Source organism: Bariatricus massiliensis (assembly GCF_900086725.1).
Classification (GTDB): Bacteria; Bacillota; Clostridia; order Lachnospirales; family Lachnospiraceae; genus Allocoprococcus; species Allocoprococcus massiliensis.
Window position 1 is genome coordinate 1,083,553 of the sequence record NZ_LT574838.1, and the last position, 22,673, is coordinate 1,106,225.

19 protein-coding genes and 1 pseudogene are annotated in these 22,673 nt (G+C 44.9%); 7 read left to right on the top strand and 13 right to left on the bottom strand.

All coding sequences use genetic code 11. The features are described from left to right. Nucleotides 1–66: 66 nt before the first annotated feature. The 6 genes from BN6465_RS16800 to BN6465_RS20335 all read right to left on the bottom strand — a co-directional run bounded on the left by BN6465_RS16800 (nucleotide 67) and on the right by BN6465_RS20335 (nucleotide 6,936). Entirely contained in the window at nucleotides 67–657 is a 591-nt protein-coding gene (locus BN6465_RS16800) for a GNAT family N-acetyltransferase (protein ID WP_082891759.1), read from the bottom strand. Nucleotides 658–769: 112 nt separating this feature from the next. Continuing rightward, nucleotides 770–1,456 (bottom strand): ABC transporter ATP-binding protein, encoded by a 687-nt coding sequence (locus BN6465_RS16805; RefSeq protein WP_066737363.1) that lies wholly within the window; start codon nucleotides 1,454–1,456, stop codon nucleotides 770–772. A 27-nt stretch (nucleotides 1,457–1,483) separates the two neighbouring features. Beyond that, complete coding sequence (locus BN6465_RS16810; RefSeq protein ID WP_066737365.1) at nucleotides 1,484–3,964, bottom strand: ABC transporter permease; 2,481 nt, start codon at nucleotides 3,962–3,964, stop codon at nucleotides 1,484–1,486. Between the two features lie 104 nt (nucleotides 3,965–4,068). Further along, entirely contained in the window at nucleotides 4,069–5,475 is a 1,407-nt protein-coding gene (locus tag BN6465_RS16815; protein WP_066737367.1) for a HAMP domain-containing sensor histidine kinase, read from the bottom strand. Next, entirely contained in the window at nucleotides 5,476–6,180 is a 705-nt protein-coding gene (locus BN6465_RS16820; RefSeq protein ID WP_330384829.1) for a response regulator transcription factor, read from the bottom strand. Nucleotides 6,181–6,762: 582 nt separating this feature from the next. Further along, nucleotides 6,763–6,936: a lantibiotic protection ABC transporter ATP-binding protein gene (locus BN6465_RS20335; protein WP_227183527.1), complete on the bottom strand. Its 174-nt coding sequence runs from the start codon at nucleotides 6,934–6,936 to the stop codon at nucleotides 6,763–6,765. Between the two features lie 899 nt (nucleotides 6,937–7,835). Here BN6465_RS20335 and BN6465_RS20560 point away from each other — a divergent pair. Continuing rightward, nucleotides 7,836–9,719 (top strand): sensor domain-containing diguanylate cyclase, encoded by a 1,884-nt coding sequence (locus BN6465_RS20560; RefSeq protein ID WP_082891760.1) that lies wholly within the window; start codon nucleotides 7,836–7,838, stop codon nucleotides 9,717–9,719. Nucleotides 9,720–9,797: 78 nt separating this feature from the next. Here the strand turns inward: BN6465_RS20560 and BN6465_RS16830 are convergent, their stop codons facing one another. Together BN6465_RS16830 and BN6465_RS16835 are read right to left on the bottom strand one after the other, a co-directional pair. Then, nucleotides 9,798–10,850, bottom strand: a complete 1,053-nt coding sequence (locus tag BN6465_RS16830) for a sensor histidine kinase (protein WP_066737371.1) — start codon at nucleotides 10,848–10,850, stop codon at nucleotides 9,798–9,800. Further along, nucleotides 10,838–11,506, bottom strand: a complete 669-nt coding sequence (locus BN6465_RS16835; protein WP_066737372.1) for a response regulator transcription factor — start codon at nucleotides 11,504–11,506, stop codon at nucleotides 10,838–10,840. Before BN6465_RS16835 ends, BN6465_RS16830 begins: the two co-directional genes overlap by 13 nt. A 160-nt stretch (nucleotides 11,507–11,666) precedes the next feature. Here BN6465_RS16835 and BN6465_RS16840 point away from each other — a divergent pair, with 160 nt between their 5' ends. From BN6465_RS16840 to BN6465_RS16860, 6 genes are all read left to right on the top strand, one after another. Beyond that, nucleotides 11,667–13,043 carry an ABC transporter permease gene (locus BN6465_RS16840; protein ID WP_066737374.1) on the top strand — a complete coding sequence of 459 codons (1,377 nt, stop codon included), beginning with the start codon at nucleotides 11,667–11,669 and terminating at the stop codon, nucleotides 13,041–13,043. 16 nt (nucleotides 13,044–13,059) lie between these two features. Beyond that, nucleotides 13,060–13,743: an ABC transporter ATP-binding protein gene (locus BN6465_RS16845; RefSeq protein WP_066737376.1), complete on the top strand. Its 684-nt coding sequence runs from the start codon at nucleotides 13,060–13,062 to the stop codon at nucleotides 13,741–13,743. Further along, on the top strand, nucleotides 13,743–13,889 hold the full coding sequence (locus tag BN6465_RS21075; RefSeq protein WP_199882858.1) for a CD1871A family CXXC motif-containing protein: 147 nt from the start codon (nucleotides 13,743–13,745) through the stop codon (nucleotides 13,887–13,889). The genes BN6465_RS16845 and BN6465_RS21075 overlap by 1 nt, the downstream gene beginning before the upstream one ends. Before the next feature lie 9 nt (nucleotides 13,890–13,898). Continuing rightward, entirely contained in the window at nucleotides 13,899–14,870 is a 972-nt protein-coding gene (locus BN6465_RS16850) for a 4Fe-4S binding protein (protein ID WP_066737382.1), read from the top strand. 44 nt (nucleotides 14,871–14,914) lie between these two features. Further along, the gene (locus BN6465_RS16855; RefSeq protein ID WP_066737384.1) at nucleotides 14,915–16,168 is read left to right on the top strand and encodes a TlpA disulfide reductase family protein; all 1,254 of its coding nucleotides are present in this window, start codon (nucleotides 14,915–14,917) and stop codon (nucleotides 16,166–16,168) included. A 128-nt stretch (nucleotides 16,169–16,296) separates the two neighbouring features. Then, the gene (locus BN6465_RS16860) at nucleotides 16,297–18,666 is read left to right on the top strand and encodes a PAS domain-containing hybrid sensor histidine kinase/response regulator (RefSeq protein ID WP_066737386.1); all 2,370 of its coding nucleotides are present in this window, start codon (nucleotides 16,297–16,299) and stop codon (nucleotides 18,664–18,666) included. A gap of 430 nt (nucleotides 18,667–19,096) precedes the next feature. Here the strand turns inward: BN6465_RS16860 and BN6465_RS21745 are convergent. The 5 genes and pseudogenes from BN6465_RS21745 to BN6465_RS16880 all read right to left on the bottom strand — a co-directional run. Further along, nucleotides 19,097–19,219, bottom strand: a pseudogene (locus BN6465_RS21745) (hypothetical protein); the annotation flags it as partial. Nucleotides 19,220–19,449: 230 nt separating this feature from the next. After that, nucleotides 19,450–20,037 (bottom strand): nitroreductase family protein, encoded by a 588-nt coding sequence (locus BN6465_RS16865; protein WP_066737388.1) that lies wholly within the window; start codon nucleotides 20,035–20,037, stop codon nucleotides 19,450–19,452. Beyond that, entirely contained in the window at nucleotides 20,021–20,839 is an 819-nt protein-coding gene (locus BN6465_RS16870) for a sugar nucleotide-binding protein (RefSeq protein ID WP_066737390.1), read from the bottom strand. The genes BN6465_RS16865 and BN6465_RS16870 overlap by 17 nt, the downstream gene beginning before the upstream one ends. 24 nt (nucleotides 20,840–20,863) lie before the next feature. Continuing rightward, complete coding sequence (locus BN6465_RS16875) at nucleotides 20,864–21,718, bottom strand: MerR family transcriptional regulator (protein WP_066737392.1); 855 nt, start codon at nucleotides 21,716–21,718, stop codon at nucleotides 20,864–20,866. Between the two features lie 74 nt (nucleotides 21,719–21,792). Continuing rightward, nucleotides 21,793–22,302: a GNAT family N-acetyltransferase gene (locus tag BN6465_RS16880; protein ID WP_066737394.1), complete on the bottom strand. Its 510-nt coding sequence runs from the start codon at nucleotides 22,300–22,302 to the stop codon at nucleotides 21,793–21,795. Between the last annotated feature and the right edge of the window lie 371 nt (nucleotides 22,303–22,673).

Sequence of the window (22,673 nt, forward strand, 5' to 3'; positions counted from 1 at the left end):
AGCCCCCTCATCGTTCATGACCAGCTATCTACTAAGATTTTACTGAATAAGTGTATCCAAGTTGTATCATTGGCTTAGTAAATAGGTGGGGTGGTATAATCCGGTAGGCTCATAAAAACAATCTTCCTTAAATTGAAATCCCAGTTTTTCTATCAATCTCTTTGATGACTTATTATCCGGATGATGCCCCGCCTGCAGAGCGGAAACTCCAAGCTTCGAAAAAGCATACCGGACAGCAGCCTCCGCCGCTTCCTGTGCGTATCCCTTTCCCCAGAACTCCGGGCACAGGTGAAATCCCATCTCCAAAATATCTCTTTTCCCACCGCATGGCCTGAATCCACAGCATCCGATAAATGCCCCGGTGCCCAGCTCAAAAAGCGGCCAATACTGTATCCCATACTTACCGTCGTTTTCGATTTCCGTTCTTAACCGTGCTTCAATCTCCTGCGCGGAAAAAGTGCCGTTGGCGCTTATGTAATGTGCCACCTCAGGGTTTCCCCAAAGCCGGCGTGCAAGCGGCATATCTTCTTTTTCCCACTTTGAGAAGCCAATCCGCTCCGTCTCCATGAAATAAACTCCGGCCACCCGGCTCACCGCACGCCCCTTATCCTGCGTGCTCTTATCAATTTTTTCCTGTTCATCGACCTGACTTTGCATACCAATTCCACCTTTATTTCAGAACGCTCATCCCGTCCTTTACTATGCGCTCATTATAGCATGCTTTAGGTTGATTTAAAATGGTAAGCATTGTAAGCTGACAGACTTGGCCTTATAATATGGCTCCATCTTTTACCGTGATGATTCGGCTGCTGCTTTTTGCCGCTTCTGGAGAATGGGTGACCATGATAATCGTCTGACCATCATTTTTGTTAATATCCTGTAAAAGTCCCATAATCTCTGCCCCGGTCTTACTGTCCAGATTACCGGTAGGCTCATCCGCAAATAAGATTTCCGGCCTCCCTATAAGCGACCGCGCAATGGCCACCCGCTGCTGCTGCCCTCCTGACAGTTCCCGTGGAGTATGCTTTCTCCTGTCCTTCAGTCCTACGACTTCCAATATTTCTTCAAGCCGCTCTCTATAATCCCACATCTTACAACCGTCCAGAAGAAGAGGCAGCATAATATTCTCTTCCACATTGAGATTGGCTATCAGATTATAAAACTGAAAGACAAACCCGATTTTCCGTCTGCGCATCTCACTCATCTTCCGGTCATCTAATTTTGAAATATCAGTTCCGTCAATATATACGGATCCGCCTGTCGGTGAATCCAGACCCCCCAGAATATATAACAGTGTACTCTTGCCAGAGCCGGATTCCCCCATAACAGACACAAACTCTCCCCGCTGTACTTTTAATGATATTTCTTTTAAGACACACACAGGCGCCCCACCCACTTGAAAATTCTTCGTGATATCTTTCCCTTCAATCACGGTGCTTGTTTTATATGATTTCATATTCAATCCTCCTATTCATCGGTAATGTTATTCATATCTTATTTCCTCGACAAGCTTCATGCGCCTGCTTTTAAATATAGGTATGAAAGTGCCTGCCAAAGTGACGGCAATCCCCATAGCCCCAGAAGCGAAGAACATTGATAGCTCCAGCTCCGGAGCCATTGTTATCTTAGGCCCTGCCACGAGAAACACTGTCTTTATCTCTAAATAGGACACGCCTGCGGCTATGGCCGCCCCGATTACCCCGGAGGTAAAGCCTTCAATCAGCATGATACTTACATTCTGTCTATGGCTAAGTCCAATCGATTTGTACATGGCAATGGTCCGCCTCTTTTGTATATAGTTAATCAACAAATTGTTTATGACCCCCACGGCCGCCAGCAGTAATATAAAATAAGTCATACTGTGCATAGGTTTCAGGAATGCGCTAACCGTAGACAGCGCATCTTCATTAAATTCCTCCACTGTCCTGCTCCAATTAGGTCTGTCCGCAAACAAGTCCCTGATTTGCACCATGACCGCATCTGCGTCTTGTGCCGTGTAAGCCAAAAAACCGTAGGAATCCGCATGGAAGTCGGAGACTGCATAGTTAGAAGGCACCACCGCCTCCACATCTGTGGCGCGGGATTTAAAGCTTCCGGCAACACGGTAGTCCTTCTCCACCCCGTCTTTCGCCAAAGTTATGATATCATCTATCTTTACCCCCTTCTCTTTCAGACAGTCTTCACTCAATATGACCGTGCGTTCTTTCTCAAACGCAGCAGCAGCCTTCTTTTCCATATCTTTTGCCGTATAATTCAGTCCGAACATGGCACTATAGGCTTCCAGATCATCCGTCGCCTCCACTCTGGTGAACATGTCCCCCTCTCCTTTTATCTCATTTTTAAACACGTAAAGAGGCAGTATCGTTTTTACTCCATTCATCTGCTTTACCTGCTCTACAAACTCCTGATCCACCTCCCCGTCCGCAAAGCCCTGCAGTTCGGCATCCCGGAATACATCGGTAATATAAGTAGACACAAAATCTCCCACCACGCTGATTACGATAACTGCCGAAATACTAATAAAAAGCAAGGTGATATTCTGCACCGTGTTTTTGTTGGCTTTCATATTGCGCGCCGCAATCCTTCCTTCATTTTTAAAAATCAGTCCATACAACTGCTCAAGGCATGCGGCCAAACCGTCCACGACCAAGGGAATAATAATGATTGTAGACGCAATCATCCCCACGATAGAAATTCCTCCGGCTAGATAAAGCATGTTCCCCTCCGCCAGATGCGGAAGGATGACGGAGAGGATGAACAGGACTACACCAGCCGTCATAAGGAAACGTTTTGGTACGACTCTCTCTTCCACCATTCCCATGACCACATCCTTAACCGAAAGACGGCTTGCTCTCCGCACCGGAATCCACGCACTTAAAATAGACACAGCCAAGGCAACTAAAAACGATAAAAGAATTACCGGCACCGGCATGACTACCGGTATCTCTATCCCTTCTGTCAATGACTTCCCCAGCCCCCTCAGTATCAGTTTCAGAGCGAACATCCCGGCCGGAATGCCCAGCAGGCCTCCTACACTTCCATACAGAACACTCTCCAAAAGCAAAATACCTGTCACGGCCTTTTCAGTTGCTCCAATACTGCGGAATGTACCTATGGACGGCAGACGGTCCAATGTAATTACTTTATAACTGCTATAAATAATAAAGACACTCATAGTTAACGCAAAAAAACTAATCAGAAAGAATGGCATTGATTTTTGCCTTGCCCCGGCTTCTATCTGGATTTCATCTACGATCTGGGCCACCTGATACTTTTCCGCCGCTAAATTTTCATGCAGATCATAGAGCAGTTCTTCCGTGGAAATTCCGGCGGCAGGCTCCAGCAATATTTCACTGCCACCCCCTTCCCCACCCAAAATCTCCATCAGCGCTGAATAGGGAATAAGCGCGGTCGCCCCTCTTGTGTGCCGTAAAAACACAGTATCATAGGCCGCTATCTCCGAGACCGTGAATGCAACCGGCTTCTGATTTACCTGCAGCGTAACCGTATCACCTTTTTCAATGTGATATTTGGATGTAAAACGGTCCGGAAGGATAATCTGCCTCCCCGTAAAATCTGAGATTTGGCCGCCATCAGCCAGCCGGGGCGGATTAATTTTATTTAATTCATCTAGTTCTGCCCCGATCAAATCAACAGTTTCATAGTATCCCTTCTCGTGATAGAGCGCGGCCGACTTTAATACTTTCACTTTCTGGCCGGTAGATTCCAAATCGGGGATTTCATCCGGCGATATAGGCCTTGTTCCATCGGCGGGACTGACTGAAACGGTCGCACTTCCAGCCATCCCTATGGCCATTTTTCTCTGTGCGCTTTCATAGGAGGCACCGATACAAAAAGAAACAAACAATAATGCAGATGACAAAAGTATTGACAGCATCATAACAACAGATCTGGCTTTTCGTTCTTTGACATTCACTAAAATATACTTGAGTATGATTTTCATTTTCCCCTCCATAAATTCTTTCATAAAATAAAAAGGCTGACAGCTATTACTCTTGATAATAAACTGCCAACCTTAATCTAATTTTTATTGTACCTTAATTAACCTTAATCAGAAAAAATGATATAAAACTCTGTCCCCCTGCCAGCCACGCTGGTGACCTGAATTGTCCCATTATGAAGCTCGATGATGCTCTTCGCTATAGCCATTCCAAGCCCGGTTCCTTCCGTCCTCTTTCCCGTGTCAATGCCCCGATAATAACGCTCGAATAAATTATCCATTTCCTCTTGGGACATCCCCTGCCCATTGTCGGAAACGATGATTTCGATTCTCCCGTCCTCCTGTGAAACCTGCATTGCAATCTCAGTTGTCTCATTCCCGTGTACGAACGAATTCAGCAGAAGATTGTCAAATGCCCTCTTTAACAAATTTTCGTCAAATTCAAAAAGTATGATATCTTTTTTGCTTTCAAAGTTTATCTTACGCTCTTCGTATTCTGGCATATTGAGAATATCTATTACAAGTTCCTTCAAAAAGCGGACTATATCCTTCTCCTGCTTATTGACAGGGAACATTTCATTTTCCAATTGATATGTGAGTTTCAAATCATCGAGCAGGATTTCTATGTGCCTCACATTTTTCAATATAATTTTGCCGTAGCGCCGACATGGAAGCGCCGTATCCTCGGGGCTTTCACATAGAATTTCCGCATACCCTTTGACCGGTGACAGAGGCGTTTTTAAGTCGTGGGTGATATTCGCTATCCATTCCTCCCGGAGCCTTTCCGTCTTCCTTCTTAGCCGGTCACTGGACTTTATTTCCCCATCCAGCGCATTTAAACTTTCATATATATTTGCAAATGTTCCTTCCGGCCTCACCGGTTGATAACTGTGTTCCGCGATGTCACCGATTGCCTCGGACATCTTTTTCACGGTCCGTGCAGTGTAAATTCCATAGACTGTGCCAATCAAAAGAATAGCAAAGGACAGTACACCCGCCATGACGAGCGCCATTGTCTTTCCATCAGAAAAACGTTCCCCATTCAGATACATGGTAACCTTCTGAATCCTCATGGGAAAATACAGCAGGTACGTATAATCACGGTTTTTAAATGATATGGTTTCCACAAAAGTGCTCCATCCGCCTTCCGTCCTCCCCGTTTGGATTAGATTCAAAAGTTCGGCATGGGAATAGGACTCACCCGCAAATGACGGCTTTTGGTATCCATAGACCTCACTTCCCGTCCCGTCTAAAATCTGCAGTCCAATCTGCTCATCCTGCAAAAACTCTATCCCCTTCTGACTGACTTGAACCTTTTTTTCCGAAAAAACAATTTGACTTCCAAATTCCTTCGTGACACTCTGAGGCCAATCACTTTTCCGTATATCTCCTTCAGGACCTTTAACAAGAATCGTCGACAGTACAAGCACAACTGCCAAAGTAATCAATCCCATAAAAGCGAGAAAAAGCAATAAATAAATGCGAAGCATACTTCGATAGCTTGTTTTTTTCATTTAACCGGCCCTCTTCTTTAATTTGTACCCAAGTCCTTTTATTGTCACGAGCTGTCTTGGAATTGACGGATTGTCTTCAATCTTTTCCCGCAAATGACGGATGTGCACCATAATAGTATTGTCACATATACTGCTGTATTCTCCCCACACCTGCTCATAAAGCTGTTCCTTGCTTATTATTTTATCCGCATGTTCCATGAAATAACATAACATCATAAATTCCCGCCCAGTAAGCTCTAATTCCCGTCCTTCCTTATAGACCCGTCCGCTGTCTTTGTCCAAGGTGAGCGGCCCGGCACTCAATACTTCCTCCAAGCCCCTTTCCTCGCTATGGAACTGCTGCCTCCGCAGCTGCGCCTTAACCCTGAAAACAATCTCTCTGGGGCTGAATGGTTTCGTTATATAATCGTCCCCGCCGCTTGACAGGCCTAATATCTTATCGATATCGTCATTCTTTGCTGAGAGGAAAAGTATGGAGCAGATAGAGAATTCCCGTATTTTTCTGCAGACTTCAATCCCGTCGATGTCCGGAAGCATAACATCCAGTACGACAATATTAGGCATGAATTCCCTGCATGATTCCAACGCCTCAATGCCGGTATAGGCTTTTTCAATCAAGGAAAATCCATCCTTTTTCAAGACCTCTTCCATTAAATCTACAATGTCCTTTTCATCATCTACAAGTAAAATTTTATTTTCCTTCATATTCATCTCCCTGCATCATTCATCACATTATGCGGCCCGACAGTATGACCTCCCCACCTGCCAAACCATAGCGTCGACAGAAACAACGAAGCCCATTGTTTCCATATCTACAGACCACTTCACGCCCACATAGAAGCACACTTCATATAATAGCATATTTATCGCTGAAAAAAACAGCAGAAAGAGTAGTTTTCCCATATATACACTTGTCCTTGACCCAATCGGGCCAAGCGTATTTTGAATACCGTTTATATTGATGTCCAATTGTAAGAACACAGATGCAGGACAATCATTGGAGTACGCTTGATTTTGATAAAATTAGAAAGGAATTCTTTTCTCATCATTTGCGGTACACCTGTTTCCTATACCAGTGTGAAAACAAGACAGAAAGAGCGAACGTGAAAAGTAGCGCAGTAAATATCAGAAGTACACTTTATCCTAAACTTAAAATCAATCTGGAATCTTCTGGAACCAATAGACCGTTTGTCATAACTCCAAAAAATGCCACCATGATTCTGGCAGGCCAGCTATGTGGGAAAATCCAATCTTTTGCTCCAGATTTTCGTCTGCGCCAATTTTATTTTAATATAAGAAAGAGCCATTGTATATGATGCCTATGTCATTGGCAGCCTGCTGTATTTCACTTAAAATATGACTCGATATAATGACCGATATGCCAGACGACGCGAATCCCCTGATCATAATTCTCAGTTCTTCCAGCTCAAAGGAATCCAGCCCATTTGCCGGCTCATCCATAAATGGGGGTATCCCTCCCACATGTCTTGTAAACACTGGGGTTAACAATATACAAACAAGTGTACTGTGTAAGTTTTTATTTCATTAAATAAATATCAATCTCTTTGCGCCGTGTATTTCTCTTTCCCCGGCACATTTTGTAGTGAACACACACAAGGCCGGCATCTGGCTGGATGTCGTCACAAACGCGCCAAAAGTTACGGAGTATCATTATCTTCCGCTCGGAATCCTGACACGAGGCTTATGCCAAAAAGCCTGTTCAGAATAAAGGGGGGGTGTTCGGACTCGGCATGAGATTTATTTTCTCCCAGCGTGTGTCTTTTCTGGCGGCTTCTTCTGGTACGCTACTCCAAGCGGAATGTACCCTGTATCTCTCCTAACTGTCATCCCAAAAAATTATAACCCTAACAGAGTCTATTGAGAATTGACTGTATAGAAAAATATTGCCATGCTTCTTTCAGCTATACGGCAATTTATCTACTTTTTCATCACCGCCTCCCAATAATCTCATTAAAAGTCGAGAAATTTATGGATACAGCAAACACAATCTAGTGCAAAAGGTTTTTGTTTGTGATATTATTTAAGTAAGTCATATCAAGGTACTTTTTTAGGAAAAGAGCAGATAAGAGATGTCAGAAAAAGTCCGGCAGGCACTTGCACAGAAACCGGAAGATTTTATGAATATATAAAAGACCCTCCATAATCTGTATTAAGTTTGAGGTAAAATCAGCATAGGAGATAGCCTTCCTTTTTTATTTAGTAAGGTTTTTGTTTGGCAGCTTGATCTTATACCAAAAGAACATGAGATTTCTTATATTTGTAAGCGTAAATAAATGTAGACTACATTTATAATCTGTCATGATTATCCAAATTTTTAATATCTGAGGAGCGGATATACAATGGAAAGCACCGAACAAGAACGGAAGGTAAAACCTGCCCTACTGGGAATAAAGATTGCTATTGTGTTCTTTACAGCACTTGCTATATTGGTTTTTGCAGCTTATATTGTGATTTCACAGAATGTACAGGATATGCTGATCGATAATACACTGAATCTGTTTAGCTCGATGGTGGAACAGGGTGTAACAACGATCGAGTATGAACTGCAGGTGGGGAAAAAAGACGCAGCAGACATGGCGGAAGCTTTTTCAATTTCTAATCGTGATGACAAAACAGTCACTTTTCCCACAGTTGATTCTGATCCAAATATAATACGCATGGTTTATGTCACAAATGATGATGTCACTGTTACCGATGAACAGCACTTGGATATAAGAGAACGAGCGGATATTGTGGAAGCTTTTTCTGGAAAAACCAGTGTCTATGGTCCATATTTTAATGAAGATAATGAATATGTGATCTGTTACTCTGCGCCAGTTGTCCAAGATGGTAAAGTTGCAGGTGTACTGAGCATAGAAAAAGATGGTTACTATTTTTGTTCTTTAATCCAAGAGATACAGTTCATGGGGACCGGAGAATCTTATATCATTAATGAAGAAGGAACCGATATTGCGGTAAGCAATCAGAATCATATAGAGTGGGTAGATGAACGGTACAATGCCGAAAAAATTTTAAATACAAAGGATGATCCTGTTACCCGGTCCGTTTTTGAATTGGAGCAGAAAGGGCTTAAAGGTGAAAAGGGAACCGGAAACTATTATTGGAATAATGGTTTATGTTATCTGGCATATGCCCCAATCCCATCCGAAGGCTGGGTTCTTTTAGCTGGTGTGAGGGAGGAGGAGTTAGTTTCGATGACACAGTCGGCCCTATACTCTTCCATCATAAAGAGTCCCATATTCAATATATGCATCGTGGTTTTTCTCATGCTTACCGGGATTATTGTCTATTGGATCGCTTCAAGTTTTAAGAAGACTGTTGCCATAAATAAGGAATTAAAGATTATTGCAAACTATGATCCCCTGACAGGTACATTAAACCGAAACAGTTTTCACACAGCAATGGATACTCTTTCTAATGAACAGAACAGTTCTCTGGCCTGTATCTATATAGATGCAAATGGCCTGCATGAGATCAATAACCATCTTGGGCATCAGGCAGGAGATAATATGCTTAGAACGGTAGTAGAGGTGCTGAGACGTGTCTTTTCTCCAGAGAACGTCTACCGTATCGGCGGCGATGAATTCGTAGTGTTCTGTCGGAATCAAAAGGAACAAGAGGTATATCATAAAAGCGAACTTGCCCGTAAGAATCTTAAGGAACAAGGCTATGAAATTTCCATTGGGATTGAATGGCGAGACAGCAACATTGATATTAAAAATATGGTCAACATGGCTGAAGAATCCATGAACCTTGATAAGCAGCGGTATTATCAATCGAATGGGAAGGAACGTCAAATCCGCGCACTTAACCAAAAATTAGAAAAAATGGTACTTGAAAAACAGGATGCCGATGCCTTTCTTGCCGTATTATCACCAATATTTAAAGGCGTCTATTTTGTTGATCTGGGAACTGATACTGTACGACACATATTTATACCTCCTTATTTTGCAGAAATGCTTGAAGAAGCAGGTGATGTATTCAGTAAGGCATTGACACTTTATGCCGAACAGATTGTCGCAGGCGGATTCCGAAGGGAGTTTAAAAAATTCTGTGATCTTGCCTATGTAAAAAAACAATTGGATATGGATAACACACCGGAACTTACCTACCCAAAGACAGATGGCTCCTTTATGAAGTTACGGATTCTGAAATTCAAAATATATACAGATCAGTGCAGGGAGACGCTCTGGATCTTTTCAGAAATAGAAGGTCAGATATAATTTGTGTCTATAGTAAAAATAACTCCTTTTTGGTAAGAATGAAGATATGGCCATTCTTATCAAAAAGGAGTATTACGTTTAAAGGATTCCGGCTGAAGGAAACGCCAAAACAAATTCACTTCCCTGCCCCTCGCGGCTGTTCACACGGACGAAACCATCACACAAGGTACAGACATGCTGGACAAGACTCAATCCGATCCCATAGCCGTCCTTGTTCAACTCCCTGATCTGATAACCGTGTTCAAAGATCAGTTCCTCCTCCTCCTCACTCATTCCCATGCCGTGATCCCGTATGTGGAGCAAAACGCTTTCATGCTGCTGCTCCAGAGCTACCTCGATCAAACTTCCATCGCCGTATTTAACGGCGTTGTCCAGCAGATTGTCAACAGCCCGGCGCAGCCATTGCTCTTTACCTGACATTTCATAAGAAGCGTCTTCATCAAAGTAAAAAATGAGATTGGGATAAACACTTCGATAGGTATCACATTCTTCCGCCGCAATCAGCGCCAGATCCACCATTTCACGGCTGGCGTCCCTATGTGCGGAGATGGTCAGGATATCATCTACGGATTGTGCCAGTTTCCCAATATCCCGTATCAACAGGGGATCAGAGGATTCATCAAGGCGGGATTTGATGAGCATGATTAGATTTTTTTGCTCGTGGGCAATAAAGGAATGGAGACGCTGCTGGTCCTTTTCATATGCGGAAAGCCGTGTATGAATGTTCTGATACTCCTCCTTTAGATCCGTTTCCCGGATGCGTTCAGGGTCCAATTCAGATAAATCCCGCAGATCACTGGCAATGATTCTGTTATGCCTGCGTTCTAGTGCGCGGAGGCAAAGCAGCAGCGCGCTGGAAAGTAAAAGGACCAGAAGACAGACAGCGGTAATCAACAAAGGAAGATATTGGAAAAAGGCTGAACGAAAATAATCATACAGCTCAGTTGAGGTGACAAAGCTGTCCATGACAACCTGTCCGCTTTGAGGGGCGTAGAACAGGGTCTCCGGCAGCCCACTGGTGTCTGCGCTTGAATTACGTACAAACAGATAGAAGCATGCAACAATACTCAGGCTTAATACAATTGTATATCCGGCAATTAAAAATCTGGTTTGCTTTTTTATTCCAGACATAGATAATACCCCTTTCCTTTCACGTTACAGAGAATGGATGTATCTCCTATTTTAAGCTTTTTCTTAATGTTGGCCATGTGGACTCGGATGACTCCGGAAAAGGGATCAAAATTTTCGTCGTAGACATGCTCTGCCAGTTCCTCATTGGATACAATGCGGGGATAGCAGCTTGCCAGATATTCTAAAATATCAAATTCTTTAGCGGAGAGAGAAATCTCACATCCCTTCAGTGTTACCCGCCGGGTGGCCGGATTCAAAGACAGTTCTTTGATGAGTATAACAGGGTTTGCCCGCCCCCGGAACCGCCGGATCACTGCCTGGATACGGGCATCCAGCTCTGCGAATTCAAAGGGCTTTGTGATATAGTCGTCACTGCCAAGCTGCAGGCCTTTGACCCGCTGTTCCAGTTCGCCCCGGGCGGTCACAATGAGTACAGGAACTGAGATTCCCTGATTCCGCCAGTCCTCCAGAAGTTCAAATCCATCTCTTTCCGGCAGGTTCAGGTCCAGCAGGATTACATCATAATCATTATCAAAAGCTTTCCGATCTCCATCTTCTCCATCATAGGCCACATCACATACATATCCAAAGCCGGACAGTTTTACCTTCATCAGGTCAGCCAGTTCGATATTATCTTCAATTATCAATAAACGCATCACAATCACCCACCGTTCTAAATTTATATTTATATAGTATACCACAGTCAATGTTTGTATAAAACAAAAATATAATCACTAAAGAGTCTGGCCTTGCCTCAGAATTAACATTGTCTGTGCTATACTGAAAAAAATCTTAAAAGAAAAGAGCGAACATGTTATGTATATTTTAAAAAATGCGTTTCAAAATCTGTACAGGAATGCGGGAAGGAATCTGCTGGCGGCCGGGATATTTCTGGTTATCATCACGATGAGCTGCGTGGCTCTGGTGGTCTACAACGATGCAGATAACATCGCAAAGCAGTACAAGGACCGGCTGAGCACGGAAGTGCTTCTGGATGTGGATGAGCGGAAGGTCGGTGAAGCCAGTGAAGACGATGAAACATTCAGACGGCCTGAACTGGCGGATGAACTGATCCGAAAAATGGCTGCCTCCAAATACCTGAAAAAGGCGATGTACTACGTTCAGATGGAGGCTGTGGCAGATGACCTGAAATACACCAGACCCATCGATTATGAGGATATGGAGATGCAGCGAGCAGGAGAAGATCGCGTAAAAACCCGTGCCCCCCAGTACTATCTAAATGGGTTCGAGGATGTGAGCCAAGCGGAGCCATTCCAAAGCGGAGAGGCCAAACTCGCCGAAGGCGGAAGGTTCCCGAAGGAGGATAACGAATGCCTGATTTCCGACACACTGGCTGAGCTAAACAACTTGAAACCCGGTGATACATTCCAGACGAAAAGCATTTACCACACGGACAAGCAGGGGGAACCACTGGAAGAAATGACTCTCAAAGTCAGCGGCATCTATCACCGGGAATACAGCGAAGGCGAAATGGACCGCGACGATGAGATTTTTACCAGTTATAAGCTCCTGATCGATCCACGTTATACGTATGAACCCGTATTTTATACGAAATTTTTCCTGAAAGACCCAAAGGATTTGGATGCCTTTGCCCGGGAAGCCTATGACGCCGGTCTCTCTGAATACTACAGTCTGAGCACTGATACGGTCGCCTACGACACTTTTGTAAAACCCATTGAGCAGATGTGCGTGATCTCCATAATCTTCCTGTGGGTGGTTCTGGCGCTGGGGGCCGCGGTCCTAATCATACTCTCCGCGTTAGTAGTGAGGGAACGGAAATATGAGATTGGTGTTTTGCGGTCTATGGGCATGAAAAAGAGTAAAGTTGCAGTGCAGCTGGTTCTGGAATCTGCACTCATCATGACAGTCTGCCTGATCCTCGGCATTGCCCTTGGCAGTCTGCTGGCCCAGCCGGTCACCGATATGCTGCTGGCAGACCAGATGTCTCAGGCTATGGCCGGACCCAGCCTTGCAGGCAGTATGGGCGGCGCCTCTTTTGGCGGGCTGGCTACAGACAACAACCCTATCACGCATATCAATGCCGCGCTGAGTCTTACCACCATTACAGAGCTTACAGGCATCGCCCTGATTCTTACGGCGATTGCAGGTGCGGTCAGTGCAGTCTGCGCGATGAAGTACGAGCCTATGCGCATCCTGCGCCAGCGAGATTGAAAGGAAGGAAGGAAACATGGCTGTTTTATCACTTAAAAACGTAGGATATACCTATGAAAAAACCACAAAGCCGGTATTTCAGGGATTAAATGCGGAGTTTGAGCCGGGCAGGCTCTACTGTATCGTGGGAAAATCCGGAGCGGGAAAAACTTCCCTGCTCTCCCTTTTAGCCGGACTTGATATCTGTACGGAGGGAGCCATCCAGTATGAGGGCGAGGATTTGCGCGAGCTGGACAGGGATCGGTACCGCGCCGAAAAAATAGGCGTTATATTCCAGAGCTATAACCTTTTGTTGAATAAGACCGCATTGGAGAACATTGAGCTTTCTATGTCCATCAGCGGAGTCCGACATAAAGACAACCGTACCTATGCACTGGCCCTTCTGGAAAGCGTGGGCATCGACCGGGAGACGGCAGGACGACGTGTGCTGGGGCTTTCCGGAGGAGAACAGCAGCGGGTGGGCATTGCCCGCGCCCTGTCCCACGAGCCTAAGCTGCTGCTGGCGGATGAGCCAAGCGGCAATCTGGACCGGGAGACAGAGCGGGATGTGATAGATATTCTGGTGGATCTGGCCCATGTGCAGAACAAATGCGTGATCATTGTGACGCATTCCCATAAGATCACCCGCTTTGCAGATGAAATCTGGGGACTGAACAAAGGCGGCCGTCTGGTTTACATGGGGAAGGGAGGTGAAGCCTGATGGCAGAAAGAAGAAGATATTATATGGGCATCGCCTGCTTTGTTATGGGTCTGGCATCTGTGGGACTCGGACTACTCCGGGAGGAGCATTTGACGGTACTTAAAAAAGCGGCGGCGATCTGCCTGGAATGTATTGGAATCGGTTAGGAGAAACATATGAAAAATAAAAAGCTTACAAAAAAAACAGCAAACAAACGGCCAAAACAAGGAATCCGGCTCTGGGTGCAGATTCTATTTGCTGCGCTGACAAACGGCTACGTGAATGGCTTTATCCAGTCGAAGATCTATACCGGGCCTACAAAAGCGCTCTGTGTGCCGGGACTTAACTGCTATTCCTGTCCCGGTGCTCTGGGAGCCTGTCCCATCGGTTCCCTTCAGGCAGTCATCGGCAGCCGTAACTACCAGTTCTCTTTTTACATCATCGGTTTTTTGATGGCTGTTGGAGCTTTGATCGGACGAGTGGTCTGCGGTTTCCTCTGTCCCTTCGGACTGGTCCAGGATCTGCTGCATAGGATCCCGGTACCAAAGATAAAAAAGCTGCCGGGGGAAAAATACCTGCGATATCTCAAATATGTCATTCTTGTGGTGTTCGTCCTGCTGCTGCCCATGTTCGCGGTGAACATCATCGGTCAGGGAGACCCCTGGTTCTGCAAGTGGATCTGTCCATCAGGCACCTTGCTGGGAGGGATTCCTCTGGTAGCGGGAAATCCCGACCTGCAGGCTGCCGTTGGCTGGCTGTTTGACTGGAAGGTCTTTCTGCTGGTATCCGTCGTGGTGCTTTCCATGTTCGTCTATCGGCCTTTCTGCAAGTTCCTCTGCCCACTGGGCGCGGTCTATGGCGTATTTAATCCTATTTCCCTCTACCATCTGCGTCTGGATGAGGAGAAATGCGTGGACTGCGGCATCTGCAAAAAGACCTGCAAGATGGGCATCGATCCACGGAAGACGCCAAACAGCCCCGAATGCATCCGCTGCGGAGACTGTGTCCGGGCATGTCCCACAGAAGCCCTTACAAAAAGCTTCGGCATTGGTAAAAAAGCAGCGGCGGCATCCTGTACAGGTTCATGTGCTTCCTGTGCCGGGTCGTGCGCCGGAAACTCCGCTCCAAAAGAAGGGCATAAAAACTGACACTCATAAACATATATTTTGAACAATTGAAAGGATAAAATAAAATGAAAAGATTATCTACATTATTTCTGGCCTTAGGCCTGACCGTTTCCCTTGCTGCCTGCGGCAGTCCCTCTGCATCCTCTTCCTCCTCTGAGTCCGCATCTGCGGACAGCGAGAGCACAGCACCGGATATAAACGATATGGTGAAAGAGGATCCTATCAGCGAGGAAGATCAAGAACTGATGAACCGCAGCGTCCGTTTCACAGCGGATAAAAAACTCAGCTATGATACATGGAAAAAAGTAATGGAACTGCCCGGAGTGGAATGCCCAAACCATATCTCAGGATATATCGACGATGTATCTTTGGGTGACAATAAGGATATGCTCCTCAGCGGAGAACCTGAGCTGGAGGAAAACGGGCTGTTTGTCACTTATGAGCTGACGGAGGGCAAGGTCCCGGCAGACGGTTCCACCGGAGGCTGTGTGATTCCTGCATCTATGGCGGAAAGTATGGGAAAAAAGGTAGGCGATAAGGTGACTGTGGATACGCCGCTGGGCAAGGCGGAGTATGAGATTACCGGACTGTACCGCTATAGCGAAAAAGGCAAGGTGGGAGGACTCACGGAAGAAAACGCACCGCTGTATGAAATCTTCGTAAATACCGAAGATATCGTAAAGCTGACCGGTACGAATAAAGACGGCTATTTCCTCGGAAACTCTGTCACCTGTGCCACTGCTGAGGAGGCGAAAAAGCTGGTAGAGCAGGCTTCAGCGATCTTGAAGGAGTACGACATGAAAGCAATGCTGGCAAGCGATTCCAGCGCAGAAATGACTTACGCGGACAGCAATGAACTGTTCCAAGATGTTGCACTGGACGGGACCGATCTGGACGGCAAAGCCCTGCCGGATGATCTGCTGGCAAAAGACGGTGTCACGATGGTGAACGTCTGGGCCACCTTCTGTAATCCCTGTCTGGAGGAAATGCCCTATCTGGAGAAACTGAACAAGGAATTTGCCGCTGCTGGGAAAAATTTCAAGGTCGTGGGAATAGCAGCCGACGTGATAAACGATAAAGGAAAGGTGGGCCAGGAACAGTTAGATCTGGCAAAAGAGATCGTGAAAAAGACCGGCGTGACCTATACAAACATCATCCCCGGAGAAAAGCTCCAGTCTGACATCCTGCCGAACGTGACTGCCTTCCCTACCAGCTTTTTCCTTAACGACAAGGGAGAGGTGATCAAAACTGTTATGGGGGCCACCACCAAAGATGACTGGGCCAATACAGCTAATGAGCTGTTAGAAAGCCTTAAATAGGGATGGCAAATGCCATAAAGCAATGCAAAAAATATACAGCATATTAAACCCCAAGCTCAGCTAAATGCTTGGTAATTACCATTTAGCTGAGCGGACGGCGCAAAACTGCGTTGAAAGGAAGCAAACAGATGGAATGTGATTTTCCCAACATTAGAACAGAAAATCTAGAACTAATTAGCATGTTGCAAGTCAGTGCCAGTAAGAATCTATTAGATGACCATTTTACCCTTGTGTGTGCCAGCGAGTTTTATTATGATTTAATTGGGTACACAAAGGAAGAGTACGAAAGGCTCTACCAAAATCAGTGGGATCTTTACTACGCGGCTGATAAACCGGAGTGGCATAAACTGCAAAAGACCATAGCAGATGCTTTCAGTGCTCATCAGCCCGGATATAAGCTTTTGTCGCGTATGCGTAGAAAGAATGGAGCATTCATCTGGGTCAAGCTGACGGGTACTTTCTCCGGTGAATCTGACAATGGGTATCCCTTAGTATACACGACGGTCACGGATGTCAGCGATATCATGCTTGACCGCTCTGAGCACTCTGCTGACTATGACGATATCCCTGGCCTTGTAGCGAGGTATCTCGTTCCGAAGGATTTGGATCTCAAGATTCTCGGAGCGAACAACCAATTTCTGCAATTCTTCGGAGACGATATCATGGAACCTGGTAATACTTTGTATCGCAGGGATTTGGAAAAAAATCTGGATGTTTTGGTAGCTCACCGGGACGAACTTCTAAGGGGGGAGCCAGTTTCCCTTGTTGCTCGGATGTATGGACAGCACGGAGAAGACGTCTGGTTTCAGACCAGCATGGCCTGCGTTGGTTGGCAGGGCGAAGATCCTATCTATCTCACGATTTTTATCGATATCACTAATGAGACAGAACTTCGCGAGATGCAGAAAAAACTAGAGAAGCAGGCGGAGGAATTGAAGGTCTCTCTGGAGTTGACAGAACAGGCGAGTCGGGCAAAAACGGATTTCTTCTCAAATATGTCTCATGATATCCGCACGCCGATGAACGCAATCATCGGTATGGCTAACATCGCTCGGTCGCATCTGGGAGACGATGAGAAGGTTGACAACTGTTTAAAAAAACTTCTTCTCTCCAGCCAGCATCTTCTTGGACTTATCAACGATGTGTTGGACATGAGCCGAATTGAAAATGGCAAAATGACTGTTAACCCTGAATCACTATCTCTGCCAGAGCTTTTGGAAAATGTGGTTGCAATCATGCAGCCGACCATAAAAGCAGCAGAGCAACAGTTTTCAATCCACCTGAAGGGCATTCAGCACGAATGGTTCTGTGCCGATGCTTTGCGCATGCGACAGATATTTATCAATATCCTTTCAAACGCATCTAAGTTTACACCGGCGAAGGGCTGTATCACGGTAGATGTAGAAGAACTCAATAGTGCAGACGCAGATACAGCAGTTATGCGGTTTTCGTTTTCTGACACTGGAATTGGAATGACGGAGGACTTCATCGCCCATCTATTCGACACATTTTCAAGAGAACGGAATAGTCAGGTGGCTAAAACGGAAGGAAGCGGTCTGGGGATGGCAATTACGAAAAGGTTGACAGAACTGATGGGGGGAACCATTGAAGTCCATAGCCAGTCTGGAAAGGGTTCCTGTTTCCAAGTTACGTTACCGCTTCTGACTGTGAAGGCACCGGATGACGGTGTATTCCCTAATCTAAAAATCATGGTCGTGGATGATGACCACATGATAGGTGAGTACCTGAAATCAGCGTTTGAGAAACTTGGTGTCTGTATAGAAAACGCAGGTTCGAGCATGGAAGCCGTCGCAATGCTTGAAAAGTCTTATCAGGAGGAGCAGATCTATGATGCGATTTTATTAGACTGGAAGATGCCTGAGATGAACGGGCCACAGACCGTCAGAGAAATCCGTTCCAGATTTGATAGCAACATACCAATCCTTATCGTCTCTGCTTACGACTGGGGAGATATCGAGGACGAGGCCAAAGCATCTGGTGTAGATGGTTTCATTTCCAAGCCATTATTTCGCTCCACTGTTTGCCATGCGCTCAAAAAATATGTGCTGGGAGAAAAAACTGAGAGCTTCCATCAGGAACAGACTCTCAAGTTTGCCGGACAACGCTTCCTGTTGGTGGAAGATAATGCGCTGAACCGTGAGATTGTAATAGACCTTCTGACAGAGGAAGGAGCCAAGATAGAATATGCAATTAACGGTGCAGATGGGGTTACAATGTTTAAGCAGTCGCCGGAACATTTCTATAATCTAATCCTGATGGATGTTCAGATGCCGGTGATGGACGGGTATGAGGCAACCAAAAGGATACGCGCTCTAGAAAGAGATGACGCAAAAAACATCCCGATTCTGGCGATGACCGCAGATGCCTTTGCAGAAGACGTAGACAAGGCCCAAAAGTCAGGAATGAACGGGCATCTGGCAAAGCCATTAGAAATACAGACGATGTATCAAAAAATAAGCGATGCACTACAAAGTTGACTGTGTTTTGCATGCAGGTGTATTTCTGAAAAAGCTTTGATTTCTTTATAAAATGCGGCGGTCACAGCTCCTAGCGTGTGCCGCCACTTTTTGTTATCAGCTTTCGAACTTTATTGCAGCAGGCAAAGCAAGCGTAGGTTATAGGAATACTCCATATATCAAGTTTTTATTTTTAATTATCTTTTCAAATGGAATAACACGTTCTTTGTTAATCACCATTATATCTTCTCCGGATAACCAAGGAAAAGTTTGTATCTTTACAACTGGTTCCAATGGTTTTATTGTAGATGCGCGTGACCGAATGTCGATTATCTTCCTCAACGTTATGACTACAGATAGTTTTTTTCTCTTCTAAGTTTCTGTCTTACTTCATACACATATTCTCTATATCAACTGTGTATACAGTAACTATATTCCATTCTTTTTAGCTCTATGCACTAGATACACGGCTAAAACTGTTACCCCAGTTTACATCCAGAACCAATAATTTTGATTTGCCTGAGCCGTTGGGCCCCAAAAGGCCGTAGACAGAATTCCTCCTTACAGACATAGATAACCCTTTGACCGCGTAAGTTTTCCTAAATTATTTAGAAACATCTCTTGTTTCAATGATGTGCTCGTTCATCACTACTCCCTCCATTTTCGATTTGTTACTATTATGGTAACAATCATTTTTAAGGATTTTATAAAGAAGCAGGAGAATAAAATTTTAGCCGCCCGCTATGCGCGGACGGCTCTGTAATGAAGTATGATTAGACGGCCTTTTTCTAAGTTAAGCATCCCTTACCACCACTCAACTACCTCTTCTATCGCTTTTCTCGGCCGGGCCTTCGGCGCTTCATCTGCATATCCCACCGCCAGCGCTGCCAAAAGCTCCCCCTCCTGTTTCAGCCAGTCATTTAATTCTTCATAAGCAAAATAAGTGTCGCATATCCAGAGGCTCCCCAGCCCTAGTTCGGTCGCTGTAAGCGTCATGTTTTCAATGGCTGCTCCTATAGATTGTGCGTTGCACAGTTCAAATATACGCTCTTCGGCCCCCAGTGGGCAGTGAATATCCTTTCCCAGCGTATTGACAATATAAATCACCACCGGAGCCTGCCGCATGATAGCAAGCGTATATTCTGCCCCGCCAATATGCTGAACGCTCTCTGGCAGAAGAGGGCTTTCTTTCTCCCTCTGCAGTCCCGCTTCCATCCTATGAAGCGATTCCTCCTTTGCCGCCCCTGTCGTCACGATAAATTTCCACGGCTGTCGGTTTTTGGATGACGGAGCCAGTATGCCTGCTTCCACAATCTCCTCGACCAAATGCTTCGGCACCGCAATATCCTTGTATTTTCTAACACTTCGTCTGTCCCTAATTACTGGTAACATACTGAATCACCTCACTTATCGTTGTCTGCATAGAGTCAGGAATCTCACTTCTGCCGGGGATGACTGCCTGCACCTCCCTCTTGTCGCCACAATCAGTGACGTCAAAAACCGGCTCTTCCAGATGCAACGAGGCAATGAGCCTGCGGTGAAGGGAAAGATACTCGCATACATCCTTCGTTCCCACATGAAAAATCCCGTCCAAACCATGCTGGATAATATACAAGATCCATTCTGCTATCTGTACGTCCGTGGTAAGATTGATAAACAAATTCTTGTACGTAGCTACTGGGTTTCCACACTTTATATCACGAATGAGCCTTACGAGCCTTGGACAATCTCTGCCCCACACGCCCGGAATGCGGATTATAACTGCTCGTTGCCCCAACAAAGACTGCAGCTCCATTTCACACTTTATCTTAAACTGTCCATACTCGGTTTTTGACTTGAGACAATCATTCTCAAAATGTTCACATTCCATAGCCGCGTCAAATACATTGGCTGTGGATAAAAAGATTAGTTTTCCTGCTCTCTCTGCCAAGTATTCCGCAGTCAGCCTGTGCATCTCCAACTGCTCTTCAAAATCTCCTCTCATACAGCTGATTACATAATCCGGCTCTGTCTGATTGAAAATATGTTTCAGAGTCTCACTGTCTCCAAGACTATATGGATACATTGTAATATCTCTGGCGTAAATCTCATTTTCCGTCCGGTATGTACCGTATACATTTTCATAATTTCTTGAAAGAACCTCTTTCACACGCCGTCCGATAAAGCTGCTTGCCCCCAGCACTAAAATCCTCATCTTTCTCCCATTGAACTCCTTTCTTTATTCATGACTGCCGTAAAATGCCTTCAATGCCTTTCCAATAAACATTGCGGAGCCGCCGCCGTGTATCTGATCCAGACTCTCCTGCATCTCCTTATTGTCCATATACATCTCGGCCGTCTGGAGCATAAATGCAGTCACGTCTTTCATCCGATAGAGCTGCTTTACCACAAAGTCCAACTCGCCTACAATCTGTTTTACTTCAAACGTAGTTACATCCTTGCCCTTCATTGACACAAGTTTTTTAATCACCTGTTCGTACCGTTTCGAATATGCCTCCACAATTTCAGAATTCTCCGGGGCTTTTGCCGCGTACAACGTACTGTCTTTATCCCCATACCACTCTACTACTTTTGCAAAATTCTTTTGTGCTTCTTCCCCCGACGCGCTTTCCACAAAATGTTTTTCAAATGCCTCCATACTCCCGTACTCTTGAACGAATATTTTCTTTTGCTCTTCCGTCATATTTTGAGACATTTGTTCATACATCTGCTCAATCTCTGCTTTACTGAAAACTTCAAAATCCATCTTGTTATCTCCTTCCAGAATGTCTTCAATACTGGCAATGATTCGCTCCAATCTTTCCTTTTTCAGTACCAGTATTTTTTTCTGATTACTTAGTAATTGATTTTTATCAAGATCAGGATTTCCCATGACCGCTTTGATTTCCTTCAGCGGCATGTCAAATTCTCTGAAAAACAGAATCTGCTGCAATTCTTCTAGTGCCTTATCGTCATAAAGCCGGTATCCCGCCTCACTGATTCTTGTTGGCTTCAACAGCCCTATTTCATCATAATAGTGAAGTGTGCGTACGCTGATACCTGTCAGATGTGATACTTCTTTTACTGTTTTCATCTATTGTTACCTCCTGTCCTGATAAATCAATCCTATCTCATCACGCAGCGTGAGGGTCAATAGATAAATTAAATTTATGCCTGCAGCCTTATCCTCGTATAATATTCTGCTTCGTCTTCGTGATGGATATAAGCGCCATTTTTCTCCTGTGCCCTTAAGGACGCAGGATTATCTTTGTGAACAGACATATATATCTCATCCTCCGAGATAATTTCCTTCGCCTTTTCTATCGCCAGACGAAGCCCCTCCGTGGCAAATCCTCTGCCTCTATATTCTTTTTTAATTCCGTAGCCAATATGTCCTGCCCCATCCCTAAGAAAATCATTCAAAAAATGTCTGATACGGAATAACCCTACAATCTGGTCATCGTCCCACAGGAAAAAATCCGTTTCCGGCACATATCCTTCCGGCAGTCCGATGCCCTCAGAATAATCGATTAATTCCGGAAGGACTTTGTTCATAAATTCTTCCTTAGAAATCCCAAAATAGTTGTTTGTAAATCCACTTTCATCCTCCGGCAGAGCTGTGATATATTCATATTCTTTCTCCGCGTCTTCCCAGTTTGTTTTTTTTAAATACAGCATGTCCATTCTCCTCAATCTTCTCACAGATATTTCATTTCTCGCATATTGTCATTCCCACAAATATTGATTGTGATTTGATGATTTCCCTTGAAAATACTAATGCTATCGCAGGCAAATTTTCCCTTAAAGCTCCTATTGTATTATATCTTCCCACTGGGCACTACGAACCATGATAAGGAAAAATAAGGGAAGCAAAATCATATAAAATAGTATATCACAAAACATATGACAATTGGAAAACTGATTGAAATGCATTTAAAAAATTAGTGAAAAGAGGATAAATATGAGCGTCTGTCTATATCTCGATGACAATATGCAGATCTGAGTGGATGCAGAAGATTCATTAGAATTGAGGTGAGAATTTTAAAGGG

What these genes read in the sequence shown, in the direction of transcription:
- BN6465_RS16880 (WP_066737394.1), bottom strand. Translation starts at nt 22,302, where the DNA reads ATGCTGTATTTAAAAAAAACAAACTGGGAAGACGCGGAGAAAGAATAT.
- BN6465_RS21075 (WP_199882858.1), top strand. Translation starts at nt 13,743, where the DNA reads ATGGCAGAAAGAAGAAGATATTATATGGGCATCGCCTGCTTTGTTATG.
- BN6465_RS16815 (WP_066737367.1), bottom strand. Translation starts at nt 5,475, where the DNA reads ATGAAAAAAACAAGCTATCGAAGTATGCTTCGCATTTATTTATTGCTT.
- BN6465_RS16810 (WP_066737365.1), bottom strand. Translation starts at nt 3,964, where the DNA reads ATGAAAATCATACTCAAGTATATTTTAGTGAATGTCAAAGAACGAAAA.
- BN6465_RS16865 (WP_066737388.1), bottom strand. Translation starts at nt 20,037, where the DNA reads ATGTTACCAGTAATTAGGGACAGACGAAGTGTTAGAAAATACAAGGAT.
- BN6465_RS16830 (WP_066737371.1), bottom strand. Translation starts at nt 10,850, where the DNA reads ATGTCTGGAATAAAAAAGCAAACCAGATTTTTAATTGCCGGATATACA.
- BN6465_RS16870 (WP_066737390.1), bottom strand. Translation starts at nt 20,839, where the DNA reads ATGAGGATTTTAGTGCTGGGGGCAAGCAGCTTTATCGGACGGCGTGTG.
- BN6465_RS16875 (WP_066737392.1), bottom strand. Translation starts at nt 21,718, where the DNA reads ATGAAAACAGTAAAAGAAGTATCACATCTGACAGGTATCAGCGTACGC.
- BN6465_RS16840 (WP_066737374.1), top strand. Translation starts at nt 11,667, where the DNA reads ATGTATATTTTAAAAAATGCGTTTCAAAATCTGTACAGGAATGCGGGA.
- BN6465_RS16820 (WP_330384829.1), bottom strand. Translation starts at nt 6,180, where the DNA reads ATGAAGGAAAATAAAATTTTACTTGTAGATGATGAAAAGGACATTGTA.
- BN6465_RS16860 (WP_066737386.1), top strand. Translation starts at nt 16,297, where the DNA reads ATGGAATGTGATTTTCCCAACATTAGAACAGAAAATCTAGAACTAATT.
- BN6465_RS20560 (WP_082891760.1), top strand. Translation starts at nt 7,836, where the DNA reads ATGGAAAGCACCGAACAAGAACGGAAGGTAAAACCTGCCCTACTGGGA.
- BN6465_RS16855 (WP_066737384.1), top strand. Translation starts at nt 14,915, where the DNA reads ATGAAAAGATTATCTACATTATTTCTGGCCTTAGGCCTGACCGTTTCC.
- BN6465_RS16845 (WP_066737376.1), top strand. Translation starts at nt 13,060, where the DNA reads ATGGCTGTTTTATCACTTAAAAACGTAGGATATACCTATGAAAAAACC.
- BN6465_RS16805 (WP_066737363.1), bottom strand. Translation starts at nt 1,456, where the DNA reads ATGAAATCATATAAAACAAGCACCGTGATTGAAGGGAAAGATATCACG.
- BN6465_RS20335 (WP_227183527.1), bottom strand. Translation starts at nt 6,936, where the DNA reads ATGGATGAGCCGGCAAATGGGCTGGATTCCTTTGAGCTGGAAGAACTG.
- BN6465_RS16800 (WP_082891759.1), bottom strand. Translation starts at nt 657, where the DNA reads ATGCAAAGTCAGGTCGATGAACAGGAAAAAATTGATAAGAGCACGCAG.
- BN6465_RS16835 (WP_066737372.1), bottom strand. Translation starts at nt 11,506, where the DNA reads ATGCGTTTATTGATAATTGAAGATAATATCGAACTGGCTGACCTGATG.
- BN6465_RS16850 (WP_066737382.1), top strand. Translation starts at nt 13,899, where the DNA reads ATGAAAAATAAAAAGCTTACAAAAAAAACAGCAAACAAACGGCCAAAA.